Source organism: Mesorhizobium sp. CA4 (assembly GCF_020165075.1).
GTDB lineage: Bacteria > Pseudomonadota > Alphaproteobacteria > Rhizobiales > Rhizobiaceae > Mesorhizobium.
On record NZ_JAIUHK010000018.1, the window covers coordinates 66,497 to 89,736 of the forward strand.

A 23,240-nucleotide genomic window follows, 5' to 3' on the forward strand; every position below is an offset into this window, starting at 1 on the left:
TGGCGGAAAATGCATTTCCGGCCGTGGGCGCTTTTGAGCAACCGCCCCACTCGGATATTTTCCAGCCTCAGCCTATCTTGCGCGGCTGAAAGCCCTATTCTGTCTGCCTGTGCCATTGCCTTGGGAGCGAAACCAATGAATAAGCCCGTCACCTCCGCGCGCGTGCCCGGCCGCGGCCGCGTCTTCAACTCGATCACGGAGACGATTGGCGACACGCCGCTGGTCAGGCTGGACAAATTTGCGAAGGAGAAAGGCATCGTCGCCGACCTTCTGGCCAAGCTCGAATTCTTCAACCCGATCGCCTCGGTCAAGGACCGCATCGGTGTCGCCATGATCGAGGCGCTGGAGGAAGCCGGCAAGATTTCGCCCGGCAAGACGACGCTGATCGAGCCGACCTCCGGCAACACCGGCATCGCGCTTGCCTTCGCCGCAGCCGCCAAGGGCTACAAGCTGATCCTCACCATGCCGGAGACGATGTCGGTCGAGCGCCGCAAGATGCTCGCGCTGCTCGGCGCCGAGCTGGTGCTGACCGAAGGCCCGAAAGGCATGAAGGGCGCCATCGCCAAGGCCGACGAGCTCGCCGCCACGCTGCCCAACGCCATCATCCCGCAGCAGTTCGAGAATCCGGCCAATCCCGAAATCCACCGCCGCACCACGGCCGAGGAAATCTGGAACGACACCAATGGCGAGGTCGACATCTTCGTTGCCGGCATCGGCACCGGCGGCACCATCACCGGCGTCGGCCAGGTGCTGAAGAAGCGCAAGCCCTCGCTGCACGTCGTGGCGGTCGAGCCGGAAGCCTCGCCGGTTCTGTCGGGCGGCCAGCCCGGCCCGCATAAGATCCAGGGCATCGGCGCCGGCTTTGCGCCCAAAATCCTCGACACCTCGATCTATGACGAGGTCGTCAGGGTCTCGAACGAGGATTCGGTCGCCAATGCACGCCTTGTTGCCCGCCTCGAAGGCGTGCCGGTCGGCATCTCGTCGGGCGCGGCACTCCAGGCCGCTATCGTCGTCGGCTCGCGGCCGGAGAACAAGGGCAAGATCCTTGTCGTCGTCATCCCCTCCTTCGCCGAGCGCTATCTTTCGACCATCCTGTTCGATGGGCTGGGAGCCTGAACGGACTGGACCGCTGAAAAGGCGCCGGTGGCATTCGTCGGCGGCTTGAGCCAGGCGCCGCTTCCGGCTCATATCGCCGCCGGCCCTAATCGGCCGGCGGGAGGATTTTCATGTACAAGCTCTATACGCGCCCAAACAGCGGCGGCTTCGTCGCCGAGGCCGCGCTTGCCATGGCCGGCGTGCCCTTCGAGCAGATCGACGTGCCCAAGAAGGATCCGCCGGATCCGGCCTTCCTCGCCATCAGCCCTTTGAACCAGGTGCCCGTGCTGACGCTGCCGGACGGTCATTCGCTGACCGAATCGGCGGCAATCTGCATCCTGCTTGCTGAACGCCACCCTGAAGCCCATCTCGCGCCGCAAGCGGGCTCGCCCGACCGCGCCGATTTCCTGCGCTGGCTGGCTTTCATGTCGTCGGTGCTCTACCCGGCGGTCCTGCGGCTATATTACGCCCATCGCTACACCGCCGATGGCGACGGCCTGCAGCCGGTTAAGCAGGCGGCGGTCGCCGAGATGGATCGCGGCTTTGCCATTCTCGACCAGGCTTTGGCCGGCCGTGACTGGCTGGCCGGCGAGACGCTGTCGCTGGCGGACATCTACCTCGTCATGCTGGTGGCCTGGCATCCCGAGGTCCAGAAGGTGCGCGGCGCCTGGCCGAACATCGAACGTCTCTGGGCGAGGCTGCGCGAGAATGAGCTGATGCGCAAGCTGAACGCATCGCACGAGATGTGGCCCGAAAGCTAGTTCCTGACGAGCTTCGCCTTCTCGCCCTGCAGGAAACGCCGCAGCGCCGGATCGCGCTCGAGGCCGATCGCCCTGTCGTAGGATTCTGCCGCCTGTTTGATATTGCCGAGCCTTGCGAGCAGCCCGGCGCGGGCCGCCCAATAGGGCTGGTAGTCCTGCAGCCGCTTGTCGTCGCCCAGCACGTAAAGCGCCGCCAGTCCGGCCGTGACGCCCTCGGTTTCGGCGATCGCCACCGCGCGGTTGATCGCCACCACCGGCGAGCCGGCCACGGCCAGAAGCGCATCATAGAGCTGGCGGATCGCCGCCCAGTCGGTGCCGCTGCCGCGCCGGCGCGCCGTATGGGCGGACTGCACGGCGGCCTCCAGCTGATAGCGGCCGATGATGCCCCTTTGCGCGGCGCGCACCAGCAAGGCCTCCGCCTCATCGATCAGGCGGTCGTCCCAGAGCGCGATATCCTGCTCGGCTAAAGGCACGAAATCCCCCTCCGGGCCGCGCCTCGCCGAGCGGCGCGCTTCGGCGAACAGCATCAGCGCCAGCAGTCCCAGCGCCTCTGGCTCGTCCGGCATCAGCGAGGCGACCAGCCGTCCAAGCCAGATGCCTTCGGCGGCGAGATTGCGCCGCCGGCTATCCGTGCCGGTCGGATCCGACCAGCCTTCGGCGAAGGTGGCATAGATCGCTTCGAGCACCGCGCCCAGCCGCTCGCTCAGTTCCGCCTGCTCCGGCACGCGAAACGGAATCCCGGTCTCGCGGATGCGCGCCTTGGCCCGCACCAGCCGCTGGCTTATCGTCGCCGGCGAAACCAGAAAGGCCGAGGCGATCGTCGCGGCGTCGAAGCCGAGGATCGTCTGCAGGATCAGCGGCGCGCGCACGCTGGCTTCGATCGCAGGATGGGCGCAGGCAAACATCAGCCGCAACCGGTCGTCGGGCAGGTCTTCGCCCCGCACGCGCGCCTCCATCTCCTCGGCGATCAGCTTCAGGTGGTCGCGCGCCGCCTCGCCGGTCAGCCGCCGCCGCACGGCGTCCACGTCGCGCCGCCGCGCCACGGCAAGCAGCCAGGCTTCGGGCTGCGCCGGCACGCCGGTTCGCGGCCAGCGTTCGAGCGCGGCGGCGAAGGCATCGGCCAGCGCGTCCTCGGCGCCGGCGACGTCGCGCGTGCGCGCCGCGAGCCAGGCGACCAGCTTGCCGTAGCTGCGCCGGGCGGCCGCCTCGGCCGCCGCCCGCGCGATCTCCGAACGATCATCCATCGCGGGGTCACTCCGCGGCGGCGACGTACTCGGCCATTTCCCAGATCGGCCGCAGCTCGACCGTGCCGGTGCTGGACGCCGGGCAGCGCGCGGCCCATTCGATGGCCGTGTCGATGTCGGCCGCCTCGATCATGTAGAAACCGGCTAATTGCTCCTTGGTGTCGGCATAGGGGCCGTCGAGCACGTTGGTCTTGCCGTTCGCCATCCGCACCGCGGTGGCCGCCTGGGTCGGGCGCAGCCGCTCGCCGGCGATGTACGCGCCGGATTTCTTCAGCGCCTCGGTATAGGCGCCATAGGCCGCGAGCACCTGCTGGGTCTGCTCCTTCGGAGCGTTCGCCATCGCGGCTTCGTCATTGTAGATCAAAAGCATGTATCGCATGGTCTTCTCCCGTTTCTTGAAGGCCGCATCATCGCGTGCCGGCCTATGTCGTGCGGCCTTGGCCGATTTCGACAGGCGCCGGAAAAATTTTCGTCCCCAATGCAATCGAGCGCAAGCCGGCGCTTTCGCAGCCGCTCAACCGTTCGTCTAATAGATGCAATTGCGGGTTGGCATTTGGCTCCTCCCGTCTAAACTCCCAACTTCGCACCGGGGAGGCGGTGTGGCGCGACCCTTTCAGGAGGAGGAAACCCTATGTTCAATTTCTGGACCAAGTCTATTGCCGCCGGCACGCTGGCCTTATCGCTCGGCCTTGGCGCCGTATCGGCCGGGGCGCAGGAATTCATAAATGTGCTCACCGGCGGCACGTCCGGCGTCTACTATCCGCTCGGCGTCGCCCTGTCGGAGATTTACGGCAAGGGGATCGAGGGCGCCCGCACGCAGGTTCAGGCGACCAAGGCTTCGGTCGAAAACCTCAACCTGCTGCAGCAGGGCAAGGGCGAGATCGCCTTTGCGCTCGGCGATTCGGTCAAGATGGCCGCCGAAGGCAACACGGAGGCCGGCTTCCCGGGCAAGCTCGACAAGTTGCGCGGCATCGCCGCCATCTATCCCAATTATATCCAGATCGTCGCCAGCCAGGACTCCGGCATCAAGACGCTCGCCGACCTCAAGGGCAAGAGCCTGTCGGTCGGCGCGCCTGCCTCCGGCACCGAGCTCAACGCGCGCGCCATCTTCGCCGCCGCCGGTCTCAAATACGAGGATCTCGGGCGGGTCGAATATCTGCCTTTCGCCGAGTCGGTCGAGCTGATCAAGAACCGCCAGCTCGACGCCACCTTGCAGTCGGCCGGCCTCGGCGTCGCCTCCATCCGCGATCTCGCGACCTCGGTTCCCATCAACGTCGTCGCCGTGCCGCCCGAGGACGTCGCCAAGATCGGCGCGCCCTATCTCTCCGTGGTCATCCCGAAAGGCACCTATGAAGGCCAGGCGGAAGATGTCGCGACGGCCGCGGTCGGCAATTTCCTCATTACCCGCGCCGACGTCTCCGACGAGACCGCCTATCAGATGACCAAGCTGCTGTTCGAGCATCTCGACCAGCTGGTCGCCGCCCATTCCGCAGCCAAGGCGATCGATCCGGCCAAGGCGCTGGACGGCATGCCTGTGGCGCTGCATCCTGGCGCGGAGAAATACTACAGGGAAAAAGGGCTGCTGAAGTAAAAAGAGTGACGCGGCTAACTGAGATGTCCATCCTGGAGCCCGTCGGATGACCGAAGCAACGTCCGGAACAACAACCGACGGCAAATCGGCCACGTTGCATCTTCCCGTCGCCGAGGAACAAATCGAAGGTCTGCCGCCCGGTTTTGGCGAAGGCCTCGGCGGCAAGGCGGCCTTCCTCATCGCGGTCGCCTTCTCCGTTTTCCAGATCTACATCGCCGCCTATGGCAGCCTGCCCAGCCAGGTGGTGCGCGCCATGCATGTCGGCTTCCTGCTGCTGCTCGGTTTCGGCCTGATCGCCAATCTGCGCGCCAGGAGCGCCGCGGCGAAGGCGGGCTTCTGGGTGCTTGGCCTGCTCGGCTTCGGCACAGGCCTCTACAACTGGGTCTTCTATGCCGACCTCATCCGCCGCTCCGGCTTCCTCACCACGCCGGACCTGATCGTCGGCACGCTGCTGGTGGCGCTGGTCTTCGAGGCGGCGCGGCGGCTGATGGGCCTTCCGCTGGCGGTCATCGCCTTCATCTTCCTCGCCTATTGCTTCGTCGGCAATCACCTGCCGCCGCCCTTCATCCATCGCGGCTATGATTTCGCGCAGCTTGTCGACACCTTCGCCTATGGCACCGAAGGCATATACGGCACGCCGGTTTACGTCTCGGCCGCCTACATCTTCATCTTCGTCGTCTTTGCCGCCTTCCTTGAACGGGCCGGCATGATCGCGCTGTTCAACGATTTCGCGCTCGGCCTCGTCGGTTCGTGGCGAGGCGGCCCGGCCCAGGTCTGCGTGCTGTCCTCGGCGCTGATGGGCACCATCTCCGGTTCGGGCGTCGCCAATGTCGTCGCCAGCGGCCAGTTCACCATCCCGCTGATGAAGCGCTTCGGTTTCCGCTCCGCCTTCGCCGGCGCGGTCGAGGCGACCTCCTCGATGGGCGGCCAGATCATGCCGCCGGTGATGGGAGCAGTCGCCTTCATCATGGCCGAGACGCTGAACATCCCTTACGCCGAGGTGGTCAAGGCGGCGATCATCCCCGCGCTCCTCTATTTCGGCGCCTGCTTCTGGCAGGTGCATCTGGAAGCCGGCAAGGCCGGCCTGCACGGCATGGCCAAGGCCGAGCTGCCCAATCCGTGGGAAGCGGTCAGGAAGCACTGGCCGCTGGTGCTGCCGCTCGCCGTGCTGGTCTATCTGCTCTTTGCCGGTTACACGCCGATCTTCGCCGGCACGATGGGCCTCGCGCTGACCGTCGTGCTCATCCTCGGCACGCCGCTGGCGGCGTTGATCGGACCGGTTGCCTTTCGCTTCGTCTTCTGGCTGGCGCTCGGGCTTGCCGCGGCGTCCTTCATGCGCTTCGGCGTCAATGTGCTGAGCCTCGTCATCGCGGCGCTCGTCATTGCCTGCCTCGCCTTCAGGGGCGGGCGCGAGACGCTGCGCATTTGCGTCGACTCGCTTGCCGAGGGAGCCAAGAACGCCCTGCCGGTCGGCATCGCCTGCGCCATCGTCGGCATCGTCATCGGCACGCTGACGCTTACCGGCATCGCCTCCACCTTCATCGGCTGGATCATCTCCATCGGCGAGAACAATTTGTTCCTGTCGCTGGTGTTGACCATGCTCACCTGCCTGGTTCTCGGCATGGGTATTCCGACCATCCCGAATTACATCATCACCTCCTCACTTGCCGGCCCGGCGCTGCTGTCGCTGGGCGTGCCGCTGGTGGTCAGCCACATGTTCGTCTTCTATTTCGGCATCATGGCGGACCTGACCCCGCCGGTGGCGCTCGCCGCCTTCGCCGCCGCGCCCATGGCGAAGGAAAGCGGATTGAAGATCGGCATCCAGGCTACCAAGCTCGCCATTGCCGGCTTCGTCGTGCCTTTCATGGCCGTCTACACGCCGGCCCTCATGCTGCAGGACGCCGGACCCATCGCCGCCTCGTTCGGCTATCCCGTCGAGGTCGCCTATGTCGTCGTCAAGGCCTGCATGGGCATCGTGCTCTGGGGCGCCGCCGCCGTCGGCTTCCTCGCCCGCCGCATGGCCTTGTGGGAGCGTCTCGTCGCTTTCTGCGCCGGCCTGCTTCTGGTGGTCGCATTGCCGCTCACCGACGAGGCTGGCTGGGGGCTGGCGCTAGCGTGGATCGCCTGGCACTGCTGGCGTGCCCGCCGGCGGTCGACGGCCGGTACCGCATGAGCCTGTGCATCCTCGCCGCCGGCAAGACGGTGACGCTCGCCGTCGCCGCCTTCACGCTATCCTGGACGCATTCGGTGGAACGGACGCGCTGGCAGGAGGACTGGAAAGTGTCGCCGGCGGGACTGCAGGTCGTCGAGGCGCGGGTCAAGGGCTCCGGCGCGGGCATGGAGCCGCCGGAGGGCTCGGTGCTGCGCGGCAGCTGGTGGGTCTATGCGCCGCGGATCGGGCCCCAGCCGCGTCTGGTGCTCGCGGCGTCCGGCGCCACCAAGGAAGGCTGGACGCTGTGCGCGGCCTCGGGCTGCCGGGAATTGGGCGAGACGGCCGGCGAACCCGCCGTGCTCGAACCGTGCGTCGGCTCGAGCCAGCCGTGATAGCGCACGATCAGCCCGGCCGCCGCTTTTTGCAGTAAACCTCGCTCTTAGCCGTCAGCCGATCAGCCGCTCCCGCAACTCGGCCGAAGGGATCTCGCAACTGTCTTTCCGGCCGAACAGCGTGTAGCGGTTCTTGGCGACGCGGTCGTAGAGCCAGTCGCGCAGCGGCCGCGGCAGGATGAGCAGCGCCTTCGCGGCGCGCCATGGCCAGCCGAGCTCGGCCATGACGGCGACGAAACTGTCGAGCTTCGTGAAGGCCGCGCCGTCGATGATGGCGAGGTTGCTGTCGTAATCGTCGGTCGGCAGGCCATGCCGGCGAAACAGCGCCTCGCCGAACCGCGATTGCGCCGTGGCGAAGCGGAAGGGATTTTTCCGGTCGAGCTTGAGGATGAGCTGGACGAAGCCCGAGCAGAACACGCAGACGCCGTCGAAGACGATCAGCGGCTGGCGAGCGTCATAGGTCTGGCGCGGGAAGGTGGGACTTTCGGGCAGATCGGTCATTGCGGCCCCGGCTGCTTGTGTTTTTAGACACTAAGCCAGCCGGCGGCGGCGTCAAAGTCGCGGCGTTGTCGCACGCCAGTTGGCGGCGAGCGTCAGGCGCTCGGCGCGATAGGTGGTGGCACGCTGGTCGGCGGCCGGCCGGCAGATGCGGCTGTGGTGGGCGCGCAGGCTGGTCATGTCAGTTCGCGCTGACGCCCAGCGAGTTGCCGCGGCGCGCGCAGGCCGGACCCGGGCCGCGCATATAGTAGCGCTCCGGCCGATAGGTCGGCGCGACGAATTCGCGAATGGCCGCGGCGTAGCCGGCGATCTGGTTCCAGAAGTTCATTTTACTTTGTCCCTGTCCCGCTTTCGGATGTCCCGTCCGAATTGTTCGAGAGCATAGCGTGGAGGCGTGAATAGTCGGTGAACGCGATGTTAATTTCTGGTCCGAAACGCGTTGCATCGTGGCTGGATTGCGGCTGATTCGCGGTCTTTCGGTGCCTTTCGTCGCGTTTCCGGCTCGTGTGACTTTTGGATCACATATGTTTCGTTCCGATGTCGCTTGGCCGCGCTTCTGTTTCACGTCCGGCCAGTGACAGGAAATTTTCCTTTCGCGCGGCCCGGCGGGCAGGAACCTGTCACGGAAGCCGACGTTGACCCCGCGAGGCCGGGGGCTGACTCGGCCGTGTTGACGGCTTTCCCGCCGCGCAACTTCCGGACAATGCGAAACATGGAAAGGCAACTGCCATGGGCTTCTTTTCGAAAGACATCAAGACGCTGGACGATCTCTTCATCCACACGCTGCGCGACATCTATTATGCCGAGAAGCAGATCGAGAAATCGCTGCCGAAGATGATCGACAAGGCGACGGATCCGCAATTGAAAGCCGGCTTCGAAAAGCATCTCACGCAGACCAAGGGTCACATCGAACGGGTCGAGCAGGTGTTCGAGCTGCACGGTGTCAAGGCCAAGACTGTCAACTGCCCCGCTATCGACGGCATCCTCGAAGAGGCCGACGAGGTAAGCGGCGATGTCGACGACAAGGAAGTCCTCGATGCGGCGCTGATCGCCTCCGCGCAGGCCGTCGAGCATTACGAGATAACGCGCTACGGCACGCTGATCGCCTGGGCCAAGCAGCTCGGCCGCAGCGACTGCGCCAACGTGCTGGCCAAGAACCTCAAGGAAGAAGAGGCGACCGACCGCAAGCTCACCGAGATCGCCGAAAGCAAGGTGAACTTGCAGGCGGCCGAATAGCCGTGCCCATCTAAGGCCGGTGCGCCTGGCGCCGGCTTTCCTGTCCGGGAACCGAAGCGGCGCTCCGGCCGTTTCGGTTCGTCCGATGCTGCAAGGAGATCGTCATGGCGCCGCGCCCCGCCTGGAGCGGTTATCTCAAGCTTTCACTGGTCACCTGCGCCATCGAACTGAGCAACGTCGTCACCCACGCCGAAAAGGTGTCCTTCCACATCCTCAACCGCAAGACCGGCAACAGGGTCCGGCGTGTCTATGTCGACCAGAAAAGCGGCAAGCCGCTGGAAGAGGATGAGAAGGTCAGGGGCTTCGAGGTCGGCAAGGACGAATTCATCCGCATCGAGGACGAGGATATCGAAGCGGTCCAGATCGAGTCCTCGCACACGCTCGATCTCAACGGCTTCGTCGACAAGGCTTCGATCGACCAGGTTTACCTCGACACGCCCTATTACGTCTCGCCGGCCGACAAGGTGTCGGAGGAGGCTTTCGCCGTCATTCGCGATGCCCTGGCCGAGAAGAAAATGGCCGGCCTCGCCCGCATCGTGCTTTATCAGCGCGAGCGCCCGGCGGTGATCGAGCCGTTTGGCAAAGGCATGCTGCTGACGACGCTGCGTTACGGCGATACGGTGCGCGACGCGTCCGCCATCTTCGCCGATATTCAGTCCGTGAAGCTGGACGGCGAGATGGTCGAACTGGCCGAGCATATCATCGACAAGAAGAAGGCGAAGTTCGACCCCGCCAAATTCAGGGATCACTACGAGGAATCGCTGCTCGAGCTGGTCCGCGCCAAGAAGGCGGGCAGAAAGGCGCCACAGGCCAAGGCATCGCCGAAACCGTCCAATGTCGTCAATTTGTTCGACGCGCTGAAGAAGAGCCTCAATGCGGATGACGGCAAAGCCGGCAAAGCGTCGTCCAAGGCGCCGGCCAAACGGGCGAAGGCCAAGGCCGCGCCGAAGCGCAAGTCCGCATAGGAGCCACGCCGATGGCCAGCCTTGAACAATATCACGCCAAACGCGATTTCAAGAAAACCGCCGAGCCGACCGGCAAGGTGACGCGCGGCAAGCAGGCCGGCGGCATCTTCGTCGTCCAGAAACATGCCGCGACGCGGCTTCATTACGATTTCCGCCTCGAGCATGACGGCGTCTTGTGGAGCTGGGCGGTGACACGCGGCCCGAGCCTCGACCCGCATGAGAAGCGGCTGGCCGTGCATGTCGAGGACCATCCGATCGATTATGCTTCCTTCGAAGGCACCATTCCGAAGGGCCAATATGGCGGCGGCTCGGTCCTGGTATGGGATGAAGGCACATGGACGCCGGATGGCGATCCGGCCAAGGGCATGAAGAAGGGCCATATCGACTTCGAGCTCCAAGGACACAAGCTCAACGGTCGCTGGCATCTGGTCCGGCTGAAGCCCCGCCCCGGCGAGAAGCGCGACAATTGGCTGCTGATCAAATCCGATGACGCCGCCGCCCGGCCCGGCGAGGACATTCTGGTGGAGGAGCCTCGTTCGGTTAAATCCGGCCTGACCATCGAGGAAGTCGGCGAGGGCAAGGCCGCCAAGGGGCAGACACCGAGAGTCTGGCAATCCAACAAGCCTGCCAAAGCCAAGGCCGGGCAGGTGAGGCGCCTCGAATTCATCGAGCCGCAGCTGGCGACGCTGGAGAAGGAAGCGCCCGGCGGCGACGACTGGCTGCATGAAGTGAAGTTCGACGGCTACCGCATGCAGGCGCAGATCGAAGGCAGCGAGGTCAGGCTGCTCACCCGCGCCGGCCTCGACTGGACCGGGAAATTCGAGGGCCCGGTCACCACCGCGCTGGCCAAATTGAAATGCCGCGACGCCATCATCGACGGCGAGATCGTGGTGCTCGCCGACAGCGGCGTGTCGTCCTTCCCGTTGCTGCAGGCGGATCTGTCGGCGCGCCGCGCCGACCGCTTCATCTATTATGTCTTCGACCTGATGCGGCTCGACGGCGAGGATCTGCGCCGCGAGCCGCTGGTCGAGCGCAAGCAGGCGCTGGCCGAGCTGCTCGGCGAACAGTCCGAGGATTCGGCGCTGCGCTTCAGCGATCATTTCCACGAGCCCGGCAAGATCATGCTGCAGCATGTCTGCCGCATGGGCCTGGAAGGTGTGGTGTCGAAGCGCGCCGACGCGCCCTATCGCAGCGGGCGCGGCCTCAGCTGGATCAAGTCGAAATGCACGCTCCGGCAGGAATTCGTCATCGGCGGCTATCTGCCTTCCGACAAGACAGGCCGCGGCCTGCGCTCGCTGCTGGTCGGCTTCAATGAAGGCGGCAAGCTGCATTATGCCGGCCGTGTCGGCACCGGTTTTTCCGGCAAGGTGATGACGGATCTGAAAAAGAAGCTCGACAGCCTCGAGACGAAGACCTCGCCTTTCTCGACCGCGGTGCCCAAGGGCAAGGGCCTCACCTTCGTCAAGCCGGAACTTGTCGGCGAGGTAGAGTTTCGCAGCTGGACATCCGACCGTATAATCCGCCACGCCTCCTTCCAGGGGCTGCGCGAGGACAAGCCGGCGGAGGAAGTCGTGCAGGAAAAGCCGAAGCAGGCCGGGAGCGAAGCAAAGCCGGGCGGAAAACCCGCCAAGACCTCAGCCGGAGCGGCGAAAACCTCGATAAAACTCTCGCATCCCGACAAGCTGCTGTGGCCCGACGAGAAGGTTTCGAAACAGGACCTGCTCGATCACTACGCGCTGGTCTGGCCGCGCATGGCTGAATTCGTCGTCAACCGGCCGCTGAGCCTGGTGCGCGCACCGGACGGCATCCACGGCCAGCGCTTCTTCCAGAAACACGCCTCGCCCGGCATGAGCGACAAGATCGCCCGCATGAAAGATCCCACCGATGGCGAGGAGATCCTCTACATCAAGGACTTCGACGGGCTGGCGGCGCTCGTCCAGTACGGCGTGGTCGAGGTCCATATCTGGGGCTCGACCATCGACCAGCTGGAAAAGCCGGACCAGATCATCTTCGATCTCGATCCGGACGAAGGCATCGACGCCAGCCGCGTGCGCGATGCGGCGCTCGACATTCGCAAGCAGCTCGACGAGCTGTCGCTGCCCAACCTGGTCAAGACTTCCGGCGGCAAGGGCTATCATGTGCTGGTGCCGCTGAAACCCTCGGCGGAGTGGGACGAGGTCAAGGACTTCGCGCATGATTTCGCCCGCGCCCTGGAGCAGGCTGCGCCCGACCGATACACCTCGACATTGTCGAAGAAGGCGCGCACCGGAAAGATCTTTGTCGACTATCTGCGCAACGGCCGCGGCGCGACCACGGTCGCGCCCTATTCCTCGCGCGCCAAGAAGGGCGCCACGATATCCATGCCGGTGACCTGGCCGGAGATCGAGAAAGGGCTTGCGCCGAATGCCTTCCCGCTTGGCGATGCATCCACGCTGGCCCAGCTGAAGAAGGCCGATCCGTGGAAGGAGTTCTTCAAGCTGGGGAAGGTGCTGAAGCGGGGGTGAAACTTTCAACGTCGGTGGGACAGCACCCCCCTCTGGCCTGCCGGCCATCTCCCCCGCAAGGGGAAATTGGCTGTTGCAGCGACCCGCTTATCCTGCATGCCGCAGATTAGCGAAAGCGGCCGAGAGCTTAATCTCCCCCCTTGCGGGGAGATGCCCGGCAGAGCAGAGGGGGGTGCCTCGCGCTGACGTTGCGGGCGTATCGTTTGCGGCGCAGCCCTATGCCAGAAACACCCGCTCGAACGCCTGCCTGCCCGTCGGCGAGAACACCACGGCGCGGCTGTCCTTCTCGCGCCGCGCCCATCTCTCGGCGATGATCTTGTCGAGGATGGCGGCGCCCAGCGTGCCGGCAAGATGCGAGCGCCGCACGCTCCAGTCGAGGCAGGCGCGGCACACCGGCCGCCGCGCCTTGGCGTGGGTCTCGATGCCGAGCGCGGAAAAATGCGAGAGGCCGGACGGCGAGAGCCTGATCTGGTTGTCCTCGCGCAGCAAAAGCTTCCTGTCGAACAGCCGGTCGAGCATCGCCACCGCCTGCTCGCCGGCGAGGTGATCGTAGCAGACGCGCGCCACGCGCATCGCCGCGTCGCGCGGACCGGGCCGCACCCGTTTCGGGCCGACCGCCTCGGCAACGCCGATGATCGCCTCGATCATGCCGGCCACTTGCGCGCTGGCGAGGCCGTAATAGCGGTGGCGGCCCTGGCTGGCCAAGGTGAGCAGCCCGCCCCCCATCAGCTTCGACAAATGCGAGGAAGCGGTGGGCAGCGACACGCCGGCTTCCAGCGCCAGCTCCGACGCCGTCAGCGCCGTGCCGCCCATGAGAGCGTTGAGCATGTTGGCGCGCGCCGGGTCGCCGACCAGGCTGGCGATGCGGGCAATGTCCGGTCCTTCACGCATGGTTCGATCCTCATCGAAGCATTCCCGTCAGGGAAGCATTATCCTGGGGCCATCTCAAGCAGCCCGGGCAAACACTCCTGACAGGAGAATGCCTAGCATAGCGACGGAGACGATGTTTCGACCGTGGTCGAACCGTCGTCGTCGAAAACCAACGGACGAGGAGACGACATGACCATCACCTGTTTCATCCGCTACGAGATCGACCCGTTCGGCAAGGCCGCCTTCGAGCAATATGCGCGGGCCTGGGGCCAGGCCATTCCGCGCTGCGGCGCCGACCTCATGGGCTATTACGCGCCGCATGAGGGCTCGGCCACCACGGCCTATGCCGCCTACAGCATCGAGAGCCTCGCAGCCTATGAAGCCTATCGCGCGCGGCTTGCCGCCGACCCGGCGGGCAAGGCAAATTACGAATTCGCCAGGCGCGAGAAATTCATCTTGAAGGAAGATCGCGTCTTTCTGAAGCTCGTGTCGGCGCCGCACGGTCCAAGACAGGTCTTTCGCACCGACGTGACCGTCAAGGAGGAAATAGAAGCATGATTGCTGTCATCTTCGAGGTCGAGCCGGCGGAAGGCAAGCGCGATGCTTATCTCGGCATCGCCGCCGAGCTAAAGCCGCTGCTCGAGAGCATCGACGGCTTCATCTCGGTCGAGCGCTTCCAGAGCCTCGCCGATCCCAAGCGGGTGCTGTCATTGTCCTTCTGGCGCGACGAGGAAGCGGTGAAGGCCTGGCGCAACACCGAGGAGCACCGGCAGGCGCAGAAGGCCGGCCGCGGCGGCATCTTTGCCGGCTACCGTCTGCGCATCGCCCATGTCGTGCGCGACTACGGCATGGAGGAAAGGGCGGAGGCGCCGGCGGATAGTCGCGTCGTGAATGGATGAAGCGCGGCGCTCCCTTCTCCCGCAAGGGAGAAGTGGAATCCGGCGCTACGCGTTCCCGATCAGCACGCCCGCCCCGAACACCAGCGCGCCCCCCAGCACCACCTGGAAGGCGGCACGCCAGAAGGGCGTCTGCATGTAGCGGTTCTGGATGAAGGCGATCGCCCAGAGCTCGAAGAACACCACGATCGCGGCAACGATTGTCGCCGTCCAGAAATGGGGAATGAGATAGGGCAGCGCGTGGCCGAGCCCGCCCAGCGTCGTCATGATGCCGACGGTGAGGCCGCGCTTGATCGGCGAACCCCGCCCCGACAGCTTGCCGTCGTCGGAGGCGACTTCGGTGAAGCCCATCGAAATGCCGGCGCCAATCGAGGCGGCGAGGCCGACGAGAAAAGTCTGGAATGTCGCATGCGTCGCGAAGGCGGCGGCGAAAATCGGCGCCAGCGTCGACACCGACCCGTCCATCAGCCCGGCCAGCCCCGGCTGCACATAGGTGAGGATGAACTGGCGTTGCTCGGCCGTCGCCTCCTCCATCTTGACCGTGCCCGGCACATGCTCCTGCTCCAGTTCATGCGCCGAGCTTTCATGGCCCTGCTCGGCCACGGCGAGGTCGTCGAGCAGCTTTCGCGTCGAGGCGTCGGTGGTGCGCTTTGCCGCCTCGACATAGAAACGATAGGCCTGCCGCTCCATTTCCTCGGCCTGCCGCCGCACATGCTCGATGCCGAGCGGCTTCACCAGCCAGTCCGGCTTGCGCTCGAAATAGCCCTTCACGTGCTCGCGCCGGATGAGCGGGATGCGCTCGCCGAAGCGCTTGCGGTAAAGCTCGATGAGGGAATCGCGATGGCCATCCTCTTCCTCTGCCATCGCCTCGAACACTTTTGCCGATTGCGGAAAGTCTTCCGCCAGCCCATCGGCATAGGCGCGGTAGATGCGCCCGTCATCCTCCTCGGAAGAGATCGCCAGCGCCAGGATCTCCTGCTCCGACAGCGAATCGAAGGAACGGCGGCCGAAGCCGAAAACACGGGAAAGCATGATGGGATCACTCTAGTTTAGAATCGTTCTAAACTAGGATCTTGGCCGCTTGCCGTCAATTGCCGATGCCGTCGACGCGCTCGCAAATGGTTGATCCCAGCGCGTTCGGGCCGCTCTTCATTATTGCTGAATGTTTGCCTATATGGACGGCAACAGCCGAAGTTGAAGGAGACCAACCGAATGACGGACAAGAAGCCTCCGCACGCATTCGATGCGAAGCCCGTTCTCGACCTCATAGCCAGCATCGAGGCCGATCTGCAGCGCCTCAAGGATCTGGTCGAGCAGCAGATCGAGAAATTCGATCCCGCCAATCCGCACAACAAGACGCCTGACGGCAAGCTCACCGAGGAAGGCGTCGAGTGCTGCTATCGCATGTTCGACGAGGGCAAGTCGCGCTACACCGTCGCCCAGCAGATGAAGATCTCCTTCGCCGCCGCCACCCACCGCTTCAACAATTGGCGCAAGCTGGGCGGCAGCAAAAGGACGAAGACGCTCTTGGGGTGAAGGAGGGTCTTGCGCTTCGTCATGGAGTCGATCGAGCGCCTGCACGATGTTGAACCGCGCAAGGCGGGCGAAGGCGACGGCGGGCTCCTGCCAATTCCCGAGGTCTGGAACGCTCCGCCCAGCGTGTATAGCCGCTACTGCTCCTCGATGGTCGTGATGCCTTCGATTTCCGGCAGCCAGTGCAACGCCGAGCGGTGCCAGACCTGTCTTCGCGGCACCAGTTGGTCGCGCTGGCGCGCCGTTCCCACCCTGATGCCATAGATTTTCGGTCCGTCGCCAACCGACGTCGCATAAAGATGCGATCCGCATTCGCCGCAAAACGCCTGCGCGCGTTTGGCGCCGCTGGATCCGGTCTTGATATAGATTTTCGGCGTGCCCTTGGTGATCCTGTAGTCGCTTTCCGGCGCCGGAACGGTCACGCGAAAGGCCGTGCCGGTCAGCTGCTGGCAGTCCGTGCAGTGGCAGATCGAGGTTTTCTCAGGATCGACCTCCGCCTCATAGGTGATCGCGCCGCAATGGCATCCGCCGTCGATCTTCATCGGCCGTCCTCCTCACAAGTTTCGCTGTGCTCAACCTAACTCTCGTCCGCAGCCTCGGCCATGGCCTTGCGCCGCCGCTCCCATGTGCCAGTGGCCTGCGGCTTGACGAAGAGCCTGGAAATTTGCGGCATTTCCTGCTGGAGCCTTGCTTCCAGGCGCTCGACGCAGGCTTCGATCTCGGGCGCGGTGAGATGATCTTCGAATTCGATGCTCAAGCCCGCGACGATCTCCTCCGGGCCGATATGGACGCTCACTATCCCGTTCGCCCGCTGCACCGCCGGATCCGCCTGGGCGATCTCCAGGACCTGGCGCTGCACTTCCGGGGAGGCGGGCTCGCCCAAGAGCAGTCCCTTGCTTTCGCGCGCCAGGAAGACCGCCGTCGCTCCGAGAATGATCGCAATGCCGATCGAACCGACGCCGTCGAGCTCGGGGATCCCCAGGAGTTCGGCGGACAGAATGCCGGCGAAGGCGACGGTGAGGCCGAGCAGCGCGGCGCTGTCCTCGAACAGCACCGTATAGACGCCGGGATCCTTGCTGCGGCGCACCGCCTGGATCCAGCCTTGCCTGCCCTTCTGCTGCCGAAACTCCTTCAGCGCGACCAGCCATGAGCTGCCCTCGAAGAGCAAGGAGAGGCCGAGCACGGTATAGTTGACCTTGGCATTGACGACCGGTTCGGGCGCCATGATGTGGGTGACGCCCTCATAGAAGGACACGCCGGCGCCGAGCGCGAACACCAGAAGCGCGACGATGAGGCTCCAGAAATAGAGCTCGCGCCCGTGGCCGAGCGGATGCGTGCGGTCGGGCGGCCGCGCGGCGCGATGCATGCCGTAGAGGAGCAGCGTGCCGTTGCCTGTGTCGACCAGCGAATGCACGCCTTCCGACAGCATGGCGGACGAACCGGTGAAGGCTGCCGCCGCGAATTTGGTGAGCGCGATCGCCAGATTGCCGGCAAGCGCAGCGTAGATCACCCGTTTCGATCCGCTATGTCCTGCCATCCGATCTCCGACCTGCCCCGCGCCCGAGCTTAGCGGCCCGCCCCTTGAAGCTCCACAGACAATGCGCCAGCCCATGCGAGGTTTCGAAGCGGTGTCGAGCCGGAAATCGGTTGACAGCCGATCGGCCGGCTTCGCAAAGCGGCACAGCCTCTTGCAGTCCGGCATTTCTCTTGTTTCACTTGGACCGCCCACAAACCGGAGGAGCGAATCATGGCAAAAGGTGCGATGAAGGCGGGCAAGGAACCCCGCAAGCCGAAGAAGGATGCCAAGAAGCCCGCCGCGGCCCCGGCTCCGAAGGCGCCGCCGGTCAAGGCGCTGCGCATCAAGGAAAAGTAAGCGACCGGCTTCGGTCGACCCGGCTCGATCCAGGCTTCAACCGGCAGCATGACCATGCTGCCGGTGTTTTGTTGATCGTAAAATCAAGGGCACCCCATATCCAGGGGGCGAGGACGACCTCGCTTCGTCCGAAAAATCGGCCGGGACGACCCGCCACACCGAGCATCCCAACCGATGCTGGATGACGGAGTGTTTAGATGTCCTGGATATTTCTTTTCTTCGCAGGCCTTTTCGAAATCGGCTGGGCGATCGGCCTCAAATATACCGACGGCTTCTCCAAACCGCTGCCGACCCTTCTTACCATCGCCTCGATGGTCGTCAGCCTCGGCCTGCTCGGCCTGGCGCTGAAGACGCTGCCTGTCGGCACGGCCTATGCTGTGTGGACCGGCATCGGCACCGTCGGCACGGCGCTGCTCGGCATCTGGCTGCTCGGCGAGGCCGCGACCGCTGTCCGGCTCGCATGCATCGGCCTGATCGTTTGCGGCATTGTCGGCCTCAAACTGGTAGCTTGAGCGTTTTCAGGCACAAACACGTTCAGGGCCGCTTTCGGCGACCCTGACTCATTTTCAGCAAACCCGAACTTAGCGGGCGGAGAAGCCCGGAGGCGCCCTGCCGACGCGCGCCTTGCGGGCGGCGTAGCGTGCGTCACGCTTAGCCTTGCGCTCTGCCTCGTCGGCAAGCTCAAGCGCGATCCGCTGGGCCTCCTCGGCCTCGCGGCGCCTTGCCTCTTCGGCCGCCGCTGCTTCCGCCGCAAGACGCGCCGCTTCGGCAATCGCCTCGCGCTCGGCCTTCTCGGCCGCTTCACGCGCCAGCTTTTCCTGCTTCAGTCTTGCCTTTTCGGCCTCGCGGATGGCGCGGGCCTCGAGGATAGCCTTGCGTTCGGCCTGGCGGGCCAGAACGGCTGGATCATCCGCCGCCGGCTTTGCCTTGAAGCGCTCGAGCAGCGCCTTCTTTGCCTCGTTCGCGGCGTTGCGCCGCTCGAAAATGTCTTTTTCCCTGTAGATAGCCAAGTGTACTTCCCTGCAGTCTATTCGCGACGCTTACATACGCGTGAAAGCGGCGAGTTCAAGCGCCAATTCGGTATGCCAGCCATGAAAAATCCGGGCTTGTTGCCGCAGGGATACGGCGCGGCGATGCGCGATGCACTGTTCACAGACCGCACCTCTGGCGGTCGGCAAGGCAGATCGTTACGTCTAGCGCCGACAAGCAACATCCACATGAACGCCCTTAGGACGCAACCAGATGGAACTCGGTCTCTACACTTTCGCCGATGTCAGCCCGGAGCCGGGCACCGGCGCGATCGGCCCTCATGAGCGGCTGCGCAACCTCATCGAGGAAATCGAGCTGGCCGACCAGGTCGGCCTCGACGTGTTCGGCCTCGGCGAGCATCACCGCCCCGACTACGCGGCCTCGGCGCCTGTGGTGGCGCTGGCCGCGGCGGCCGAGCGCACGAAGCGCATCAAGCTCACCAGCGCGGTCACCGTGCTCTCCTCCGACGATCCGGTGCGCGTCTTCCAGCAATTCGCGACGCTTGACCTTCTGTCCAACGGCCGCGATGGCCGGGCGCGGTTCCTTCATCGAATCCTTCCCGCTGTTCGGCTACAACCTCGAGGACTATGACGAGCTCTTCGCCGAAAAGCTCGACCTGCTTTTGGCCATCCGCGACCAGGTCAAGGGACATGGCAGGGCAAGCTGCGCGCGCCGATCAACGGCCGCGGCGTCTATCCGCGTCCGTTGCAGGAAAAGCTGCCGATCTGGATCGCCATCGGCGGCACGCCGCAATCCGCCGCCCGCGCCGGCGTGCTCGGCCTGCCGCTGGCGCTTGCCATCATCGGCGGCGAGCCGGCCCGCTTCGCGCCGCTGTTCGAGATCTACCGCGAGGCGGCGCGACGCGCCGGCACCGACCCGGCAACGCTTGCCACCAGCATCAACGTGCACGGCTTCATCGCCGAGACGACCGAACAGGCGGCCGACGATTTCTACGGACCGCAGGCCGAGGTGATGAACCGCATCGGCCGCGAGCGCGGCTGGGGTCCGACCTCGCGCGCGCATTTCGATCAGGCGCGGGGCCCGAACGGCGCGCTCTTCGTCGGCAGTCCTGAGGCCGTGGCGGAAAAGATCGTCGCCCAGCACAAGATCTTCGGCAACGACCGCTTCCTGCTGCAAATGGCGATCGGCACCATGCCGCACGCCAGGATCATGAAGGCGATCGAGCTCTACGGCACCAAGGTCGCGCCGATCGTGCACAAGGAGACGGCATCCCCTGCGCCGGCTGCAATGTCGAGGGTGACTGGCGCCTGAGCGGCAGCTGCCCGAGGTCTTCCATGATCGCCGGCTAACGGAACCTTGGCGCGGCGAGCACGTTTTCCCCGTCGATTGCACCGGTTGCGGTGCCTTGTTTTGACGCAATTCCGACGGAAACCCGCTCACACTTTTCCTGGAATTGCTCTAGGGGAACCGATGAAAACCGAACCGATCGCTTCGGGCGCAAGCGTTACCGAAAGTCCTGACGCGCGCGCCGAGGCGCGGGCGGACATGCGCCTGATGCGCTCGCTGGTGATCGGAATCTTCATCCTCGTGACGGCGGCCGCGCTTTATTTTGCCCGCGCCTTCTTCATGCCGGTGATACTTGCGTTCCTGCTTGCGTTGACGCTGACGCCGATCGTGCGCTTCCTGCGCAAGCGCGGCATTCCGGAAGTGGTCTCGGCGACGCTGCTCGTGCTGCTGTCGATCTTCATTTTCGCCACCGCCGGCTATCTGCTCAGCGGCCCGGTCATCGACCTAATCAACAACTCCTATTCGATCGGCCAGCAGCTCACCGAGCGGCTTGCGCCGTTCAAGCGGCCGCTCGAAAGAATGATGGATCTTGCACGTCAATTGGAGGCGCTGACCGAGACATCGCAGGAGCCCGGCCTTCAGCGGGTCGCGGTCGCGCCTTCCGGCATCCTATCCACGGCGGCCAGCAACATCCTGGAAGCCGGCACCGCGATCACCATAGTGTTCGTGCTCTCGCTGTTCCTGCTCGCCTCCGGCACGCTGTTCTACGAGAAGATCGTTCAGTCTTTCACCAGTATGACCCAAAAGAAGCGGGCGTTGCGCATCGTCTATGACGTCGAGCGCGAGATTTCGCACTATCTGCTCACGGTCTCAATCATCAACATGGGTCTTGGCACGGTGATCGGACTGGGTCTCTGGGCGCTCGGCATGCCCAATCCGCTGGTCTGGGGGGCGATGGCGGCATTGCTCAATTTCCTGCCCTATGTCGGCGCGCTGATGACCGTCTTGATCGTGGCCGTCATCGCGCTGATCAGCTTCGACACGATCGCCTATGCGCTCCTGGCGCCGGCCTTCGTGGTGTTATGCGACATCGTCGAAGGCCAGTTCGTGACGCCGACGGTGGTCGGGCGACGCCTCGAGATCAATGCGGTGGCGATCTTCATCGCCATCGCCTTCTGGTCCTGGCTGTGGGGCTTCGTCGGCGCGTTGATGGCGGTGCCGCTGCTGGTCGTCATCAAGGTTTTTTGCGACCATTTCGAAAACCTGAGCCCGGTCGGCAATTTCCTGGCGGCGCAGCATACGGCTGTCGTCGATGACGAGCCGGCCGGGAACAATCACAATCAGGCGGCGTGAGGCTGGCCCAATCTCAAACCTCGGCCATTGTTTGCGACACCGGTGACCAGTGCCTATATCGGCTCGGTCAAGCCGGACCTGCCCCTGAATGAGCGACTTCGATCTCGATGGCTATTTCGCCCGCATCGGTTATGGCGGACCGGCCAAGCCTTCGCTGGCCACGCTGCAGGCGCTGCACGCCGCGCACCCGCAGGCGATCCCGTTCGAGAACATCGATGCCTTGATGGGCGTTTCCGTCGGCCTCGACACCGCTTCGCTGCAGGACAAGATTTTTCGCCAGGGCCGTGGCGGCTATTGCTTCGAGCACAATCTGGTCTTCATGCACGCGCTTGACGCGCTGGGCTTCACCGTCAGCGGACTTGCCGCCCGCGTGCTCTGGGGCCAGCCGGACGACGCCATTACCGCGCGCAGCCATATGCTGCTGCGCATCGAGCTCGGCGGCCGCACTTACATTGCCGATGTCGGCTTCGGCGGCCTGACCCTGACGGCGCCGCTGCTTTTGCAACCCGGGCTGGAGCAGCAGACGCCACACGAAACCTTTCGCCTCGTCGAGACCGGCGGACAATTCCGCCTGCAGGCCGATATCGGCGGCACTTGGCGCACTCTCTATCGCTTCGATATGAGCCAGGCCTATGAGGTCGACTACCGGGTCGCCAGCCATTTCCTCTCGACGCATCCGAGCTCGCATTTCCTGACCACGCTGGTTGCCGCGCTGGCCCTGCCCGACCGGCGCTATGCGCTGCGCAACAACCGGCTGTCGACGCATCGTGCCGGCGGCCGCAGCGAGCAGCTCGAGATCGCGACGGCTGCCGAGCTCGCCGACGTGCTGGAGAACCAGCTCGCCATCGTCATTCCCGACCGCGCCCCCTTCGAGGCGAGGCTGCGGGAAAAACGCATCGTGGAGACCTGACCAATGACTGACCTTTCGGTTCTCGACCTGTCGCCGATCACGCAAGGCAGCACCGCCTCGCAGTCGCTTGCCAATTCGCTTGACCTCGCCCGCCACGCCGAGCGTCTGGGCTACCGGCGCTACTGGCTGGCCGAGCATCACAACATGCCGGGCATCGCCAGCGCAGCGACGCCCGTCGTGATCGCGCATGTCGCCGGCGGCACCAAGACGATCCGCGTCGGCGCCGGCGGCATCATGCTGCCCAATCATGCGCCGCTGGTGATCGCCGAGCAGTTCGGCACGCTGGCGGCGCTTTTCCCCGGCCGCATCGACCTCGGCCTCGGCCGCGCGCCGGGCACCGACATGCTGACCGCGCGGGCGCTGCGGCGGAATCTGGAAAGCGCCGACAATTTCCCGCAGGACGTGGTCGAGCTGATGGGCTATTTCCAGCCGGCCGAGGAAGGCCAACGCATCCGCGCCGTGCCCGGCGAAGGCCAGACCGTGCCGGTGTGGATACTCGGCTCCAGCCTCTATGGCGCGCAGCTCGCGGCGCTGCTCGGCCTGCCGTACGCCTTCGCCTCGCATTTCGCGCCGGCCGAGCTCCATCATGCGCTGGAGGTTTATCGCACGCGGTTCCAGCCGTCGGCGCAACTCGACAAGCCCTATGTCATGCTCGGCCTCAATGTCTTTGCCGCACCGACGGTCGCCGAGGCGAAGCTTCTGTTCAGCTCGCTGCAGCAGGCCTTCGTCAATCTGCGCATCGGCCGACCCGGACAATTGCCGCCGCCGGTCGAGAACTACGACCGCGATCTCGATCCAGCGGCGAAAACCATGCTTGCCCAGGCGCTGTCCTGCGCCGTCGTCGGTTCGCCGGAAACGGTGCGCCAGGGCATCGACGCCTTCATCCGCCGCACCGGCGCCGACGAATTGATGGTGACGGCGCAGTGCTTCGACCACGCAGCGCGCGTGCGTTCCTTCGAGATCCTCGCCGACGTGCACAAATCGATGTCGAAGGCGGCCTGACGGCGCCATGGCTTCTGACATGCCCGTCTGATAGAGTTTTTCACCGTTTCGCGGAAACGGCGGACCGCTCTATCTCTTTGCTTTGACG

Annotated in this window: 26 protein-coding genes and 1 pseudogene; 17 read left to right on the plus strand and 10 right to left on the minus strand. The window is 64.8% G+C overall.

All coding sequences use genetic code 11. The features are described from left to right. The first annotated feature begins 135 nt into the window (after window positions 1-135). Window positions 136-1,116: a cysteine synthase A gene (cysK, locus tag LB528_RS16410; protein ID WP_224715535.1), complete on the plus strand. Its 981-nt coding sequence runs from the start codon at window positions 136-138 to the stop codon at window positions 1,114-1,116. Window positions 1,117-1,226: 110 nt separating this feature from the next. Beyond that, window positions 1,227-1,856 (plus strand): glutathione S-transferase family protein, encoded by a 630-nt coding sequence (locus LB528_RS16415; protein WP_224515205.1) that lies wholly within the window; start codon window positions 1,227-1,229, stop codon window positions 1,854-1,856. Here LB528_RS16415 and LB528_RS16420 read toward each other — a convergent pair. Beyond that, complete coding sequence (locus tag LB528_RS16420; RefSeq protein WP_224715536.1) at window positions 1,853-3,100, minus strand: RNA polymerase sigma factor; 1,248 nt, start codon at window positions 3,098-3,100, stop codon at window positions 1,853-1,855. The two genes, LB528_RS16415 and LB528_RS16420, sit on opposite strands and share 4 nt — an antisense overlap. Window positions 3,101-3,107: 7 nt before the next feature. Beyond that, window positions 3,108-3,479 carry a YciI family protein gene (locus tag LB528_RS16425; RefSeq protein WP_224515202.1) on the minus strand — a complete coding sequence of 124 codons (372 nt, stop codon included), beginning with the start codon at window positions 3,477-3,479 and terminating at the stop codon, window positions 3,108-3,110. Between the two features lie 252 nt (window positions 3,480-3,731). Here LB528_RS16425 and LB528_RS16430 point away from each other — a divergent pair, with 252 nt between their 5' ends. From LB528_RS16430 to LB528_RS16440, 3 genes are read left to right on the plus strand one after another with little or no spacing between them, the layout of a single operon-like run. After that, complete coding sequence (locus tag LB528_RS16430) at window positions 3,732-4,691, plus strand: TAXI family TRAP transporter solute-binding subunit (protein WP_224715537.1); 960 nt, start codon at window positions 3,732-3,734, stop codon at window positions 4,689-4,691. Window positions 4,692-4,737: 46 nt separating this feature from the next. Next, window positions 4,738-6,864 (plus strand): TRAP transporter permease, encoded by a 2,127-nt coding sequence (locus LB528_RS16435; protein WP_224715538.1) that lies wholly within the window; start codon window positions 4,738-4,740, stop codon window positions 6,862-6,864. Next, window positions 6,861-7,235 carry a DUF1850 domain-containing protein gene (locus LB528_RS16440; protein ID WP_224715539.1) on the plus strand — a complete coding sequence of 125 codons (375 nt, stop codon included), beginning with the start codon at window positions 6,861-6,863 and terminating at the stop codon, window positions 7,233-7,235. Before LB528_RS16435 ends, LB528_RS16440 begins: the two co-directional genes overlap by 4 nt. Before the next feature lie 54 nt (window positions 7,236-7,289). Here LB528_RS16440 and LB528_RS16445 read toward each other — a convergent pair whose 3' ends face one another. Genes LB528_RS16445 through LB528_RS16450 form a run of 3 tightly spaced genes read right to left on the minus strand, consistent with a single transcriptional unit; the run spans window position 7,290 to window position 8,061 of the window. After that, window positions 7,290-7,736: a thiol-disulfide oxidoreductase DCC family protein gene (locus tag LB528_RS16445; protein WP_224715540.1), complete on the minus strand. Its 447-nt coding sequence runs from the start codon at window positions 7,734-7,736 to the stop codon at window positions 7,290-7,292. Window positions 7,737-7,787: 51 nt separating this feature from the next. Then, entirely contained in the window at window positions 7,788-7,913 is a 126-nt protein-coding gene (locus LB528_RS30225; protein ID WP_263484105.1) for a hypothetical protein, read from the minus strand. A 1-nt stretch (window position 7,914) separates the two neighbouring features. Next, window positions 7,915-8,061 carry a hypothetical protein gene (locus tag LB528_RS16450; RefSeq protein WP_224515197.1) on the minus strand — a complete coding sequence of 49 codons (147 nt, stop codon included), beginning with the start codon at window positions 8,059-8,061 and terminating at the stop codon, window positions 7,915-7,917. Between the two features lie 401 nt (window positions 8,062-8,462). Here LB528_RS16450 and LB528_RS16455 point away from each other — a divergent pair, with 401 nt between their 5' ends. The 3 genes from LB528_RS16455 to ligD all read left to right on the plus strand — a co-directional run bounded on the left by LB528_RS16455 (window position 8,463) and on the right by ligD (window position 12,438). Then, the gene (locus LB528_RS16455) at window positions 8,463-8,969 is read left to right on the plus strand and encodes a ferritin-like domain-containing protein (RefSeq protein ID WP_224515196.1); all 507 of its coding nucleotides are present in this window, start codon (window positions 8,463-8,465) and stop codon (window positions 8,967-8,969) included. A gap of 104 nt (window positions 8,970-9,073) precedes the next feature. Beyond that, window positions 9,074-9,934: a Ku protein gene (locus tag LB528_RS16460; RefSeq protein WP_224715541.1), complete on the plus strand. Its 861-nt coding sequence runs from the start codon at window positions 9,074-9,076 to the stop codon at window positions 9,932-9,934. 11 nt (window positions 9,935-9,945) lie between these two features. Then, window positions 9,946-12,438 carry a DNA ligase D gene (gene ligD, locus LB528_RS16465; protein WP_224715542.1) on the plus strand — a complete coding sequence of 831 codons (2,493 nt, stop codon included), beginning with the start codon at window positions 9,946-9,948 and terminating at the stop codon, window positions 12,436-12,438. A gap of 216 nt (window positions 12,439-12,654) precedes the next feature. Here ligD and LB528_RS16470 read toward each other — a convergent pair whose 3' ends face one another. Then, window positions 12,655-13,329 (minus strand): ArsR/SmtB family transcription factor, encoded by a 675-nt coding sequence (locus tag LB528_RS16470; RefSeq protein ID WP_224715543.1) that lies wholly within the window; start codon window positions 13,327-13,329, stop codon window positions 12,655-12,657. A gap of 168 nt (window positions 13,330-13,497) precedes the next feature. On the opposite strand from LB528_RS16470, the gene LB528_RS16475 reads away from it, so the two are divergent. Together LB528_RS16475 and LB528_RS16480 are read left to right on the plus strand one after the other, a co-directional pair. Then, window positions 13,498-13,866 (plus strand): NIPSNAP family protein, encoded by a 369-nt coding sequence (locus LB528_RS16475; RefSeq protein ID WP_224715544.1) that lies wholly within the window; start codon window positions 13,498-13,500, stop codon window positions 13,864-13,866. Further along, window positions 13,863-14,207, plus strand: a complete 345-nt coding sequence (locus LB528_RS16480; protein ID WP_224715545.1) for an antibiotic biosynthesis monooxygenase family protein — start codon at window positions 13,863-13,865, stop codon at window positions 14,205-14,207. The genes LB528_RS16475 and LB528_RS16480 overlap by 4 nt, the downstream gene beginning before the upstream one ends. A gap of 45 nt (window positions 14,208-14,252) precedes the next feature. Here the strand turns inward: LB528_RS16480 and mbfA are convergent, their stop codons facing one another. Continuing rightward, complete coding sequence (gene mbfA, locus LB528_RS16485) at window positions 14,253-15,236, minus strand: iron exporter MbfA (RefSeq protein ID WP_224715546.1); 984 nt, start codon at window positions 15,234-15,236, stop codon at window positions 14,253-14,255. A gap of 180 nt (window positions 15,237-15,416) precedes the next feature. On the opposite strand from mbfA, the gene LB528_RS16490 reads away from it, so the two are divergent. Beyond that, on the plus strand, window positions 15,417-15,740 hold the full coding sequence (locus LB528_RS16490; protein ID WP_224515182.1) for a hypothetical protein: 324 nt from the start codon (window positions 15,417-15,419) through the stop codon (window positions 15,738-15,740). Window positions 15,741-15,874: 134 nt separating this feature from the next. Here LB528_RS16490 and LB528_RS16495 read toward each other — a convergent pair whose 3' ends face one another. Continuing rightward, window positions 15,875-16,279, minus strand: a complete 405-nt coding sequence (locus LB528_RS16495; RefSeq protein ID WP_224715547.1) for a GFA family protein — start codon at window positions 16,277-16,279, stop codon at window positions 15,875-15,877. A 35-nt stretch (window positions 16,280-16,314) separates the two neighbouring features. Then, window positions 16,315-17,274: a cation diffusion facilitator family transporter gene (locus LB528_RS16500; RefSeq protein ID WP_224715548.1), complete on the minus strand. Its 960-nt coding sequence runs from the start codon at window positions 17,272-17,274 to the stop codon at window positions 16,315-16,317. 210 nt (window positions 17,275-17,484) lie between these two features. On the opposite strand from LB528_RS16500, the gene LB528_RS30230 reads away from it, so the two are divergent. Both LB528_RS30230 and sugE read left to right on the plus strand, forming a co-directional pair. Beyond that, window positions 17,485-17,610, plus strand: coding sequence for a hypothetical protein (locus LB528_RS30230; protein ID WP_140752416.1), 126 nt, complete (start codon window positions 17,485-17,487; stop codon window positions 17,608-17,610). Between the two features lie 197 nt (window positions 17,611-17,807). Further along, window positions 17,808-18,122, plus strand: a complete 315-nt coding sequence (sugE, locus tag LB528_RS16505; protein WP_224715549.1) for a quaternary ammonium compound efflux SMR transporter SugE — start codon at window positions 17,808-17,810, stop codon at window positions 18,120-18,122. A gap of 69 nt (window positions 18,123-18,191) precedes the next feature. Here sugE and LB528_RS16510 read toward each other — a convergent pair whose 3' ends face one another. After that, a complete protein-coding gene (locus LB528_RS16510) occupies window positions 18,192-18,620 on the minus strand; it encodes a DUF6481 family protein (protein WP_224515176.1) in 429 nt (142 codons plus the stop codon). Window positions 18,621-18,852: 232 nt separating this feature from the next. Here LB528_RS16510 and LB528_RS16515 point away from each other — a divergent pair. From LB528_RS16515 to LB528_RS16530, 4 genes and pseudogenes are all read left to right on the plus strand, one after another. After that, window positions 18,853-19,911 (plus strand): annotated as a pseudogene (locus LB528_RS16515) (LLM class flavin-dependent oxidoreductase). Window positions 19,912-20,070: 159 nt separating this feature from the next. Then, window positions 20,071-21,240, plus strand: coding sequence for an AI-2E family transporter (locus LB528_RS16520; protein ID WP_224715550.1), 1,170 nt, complete (start codon window positions 20,071-20,073; stop codon window positions 21,238-21,240). Between the two features lie 88 nt (window positions 21,241-21,328). Further along, entirely contained in the window at window positions 21,329-22,150 is an 822-nt protein-coding gene (locus LB528_RS16525; protein WP_224715551.1) for an arylamine N-acetyltransferase family protein, read from the plus strand. Window positions 22,151-22,153: 3 nt separating this feature from the next. After that, window positions 22,154-23,152, plus strand: coding sequence for an LLM class flavin-dependent oxidoreductase (locus LB528_RS16530; protein ID WP_224715552.1), 999 nt, complete (start codon window positions 22,154-22,156; stop codon window positions 23,150-23,152). Window positions 23,153-23,240 lie beyond the last annotated feature (88 nt).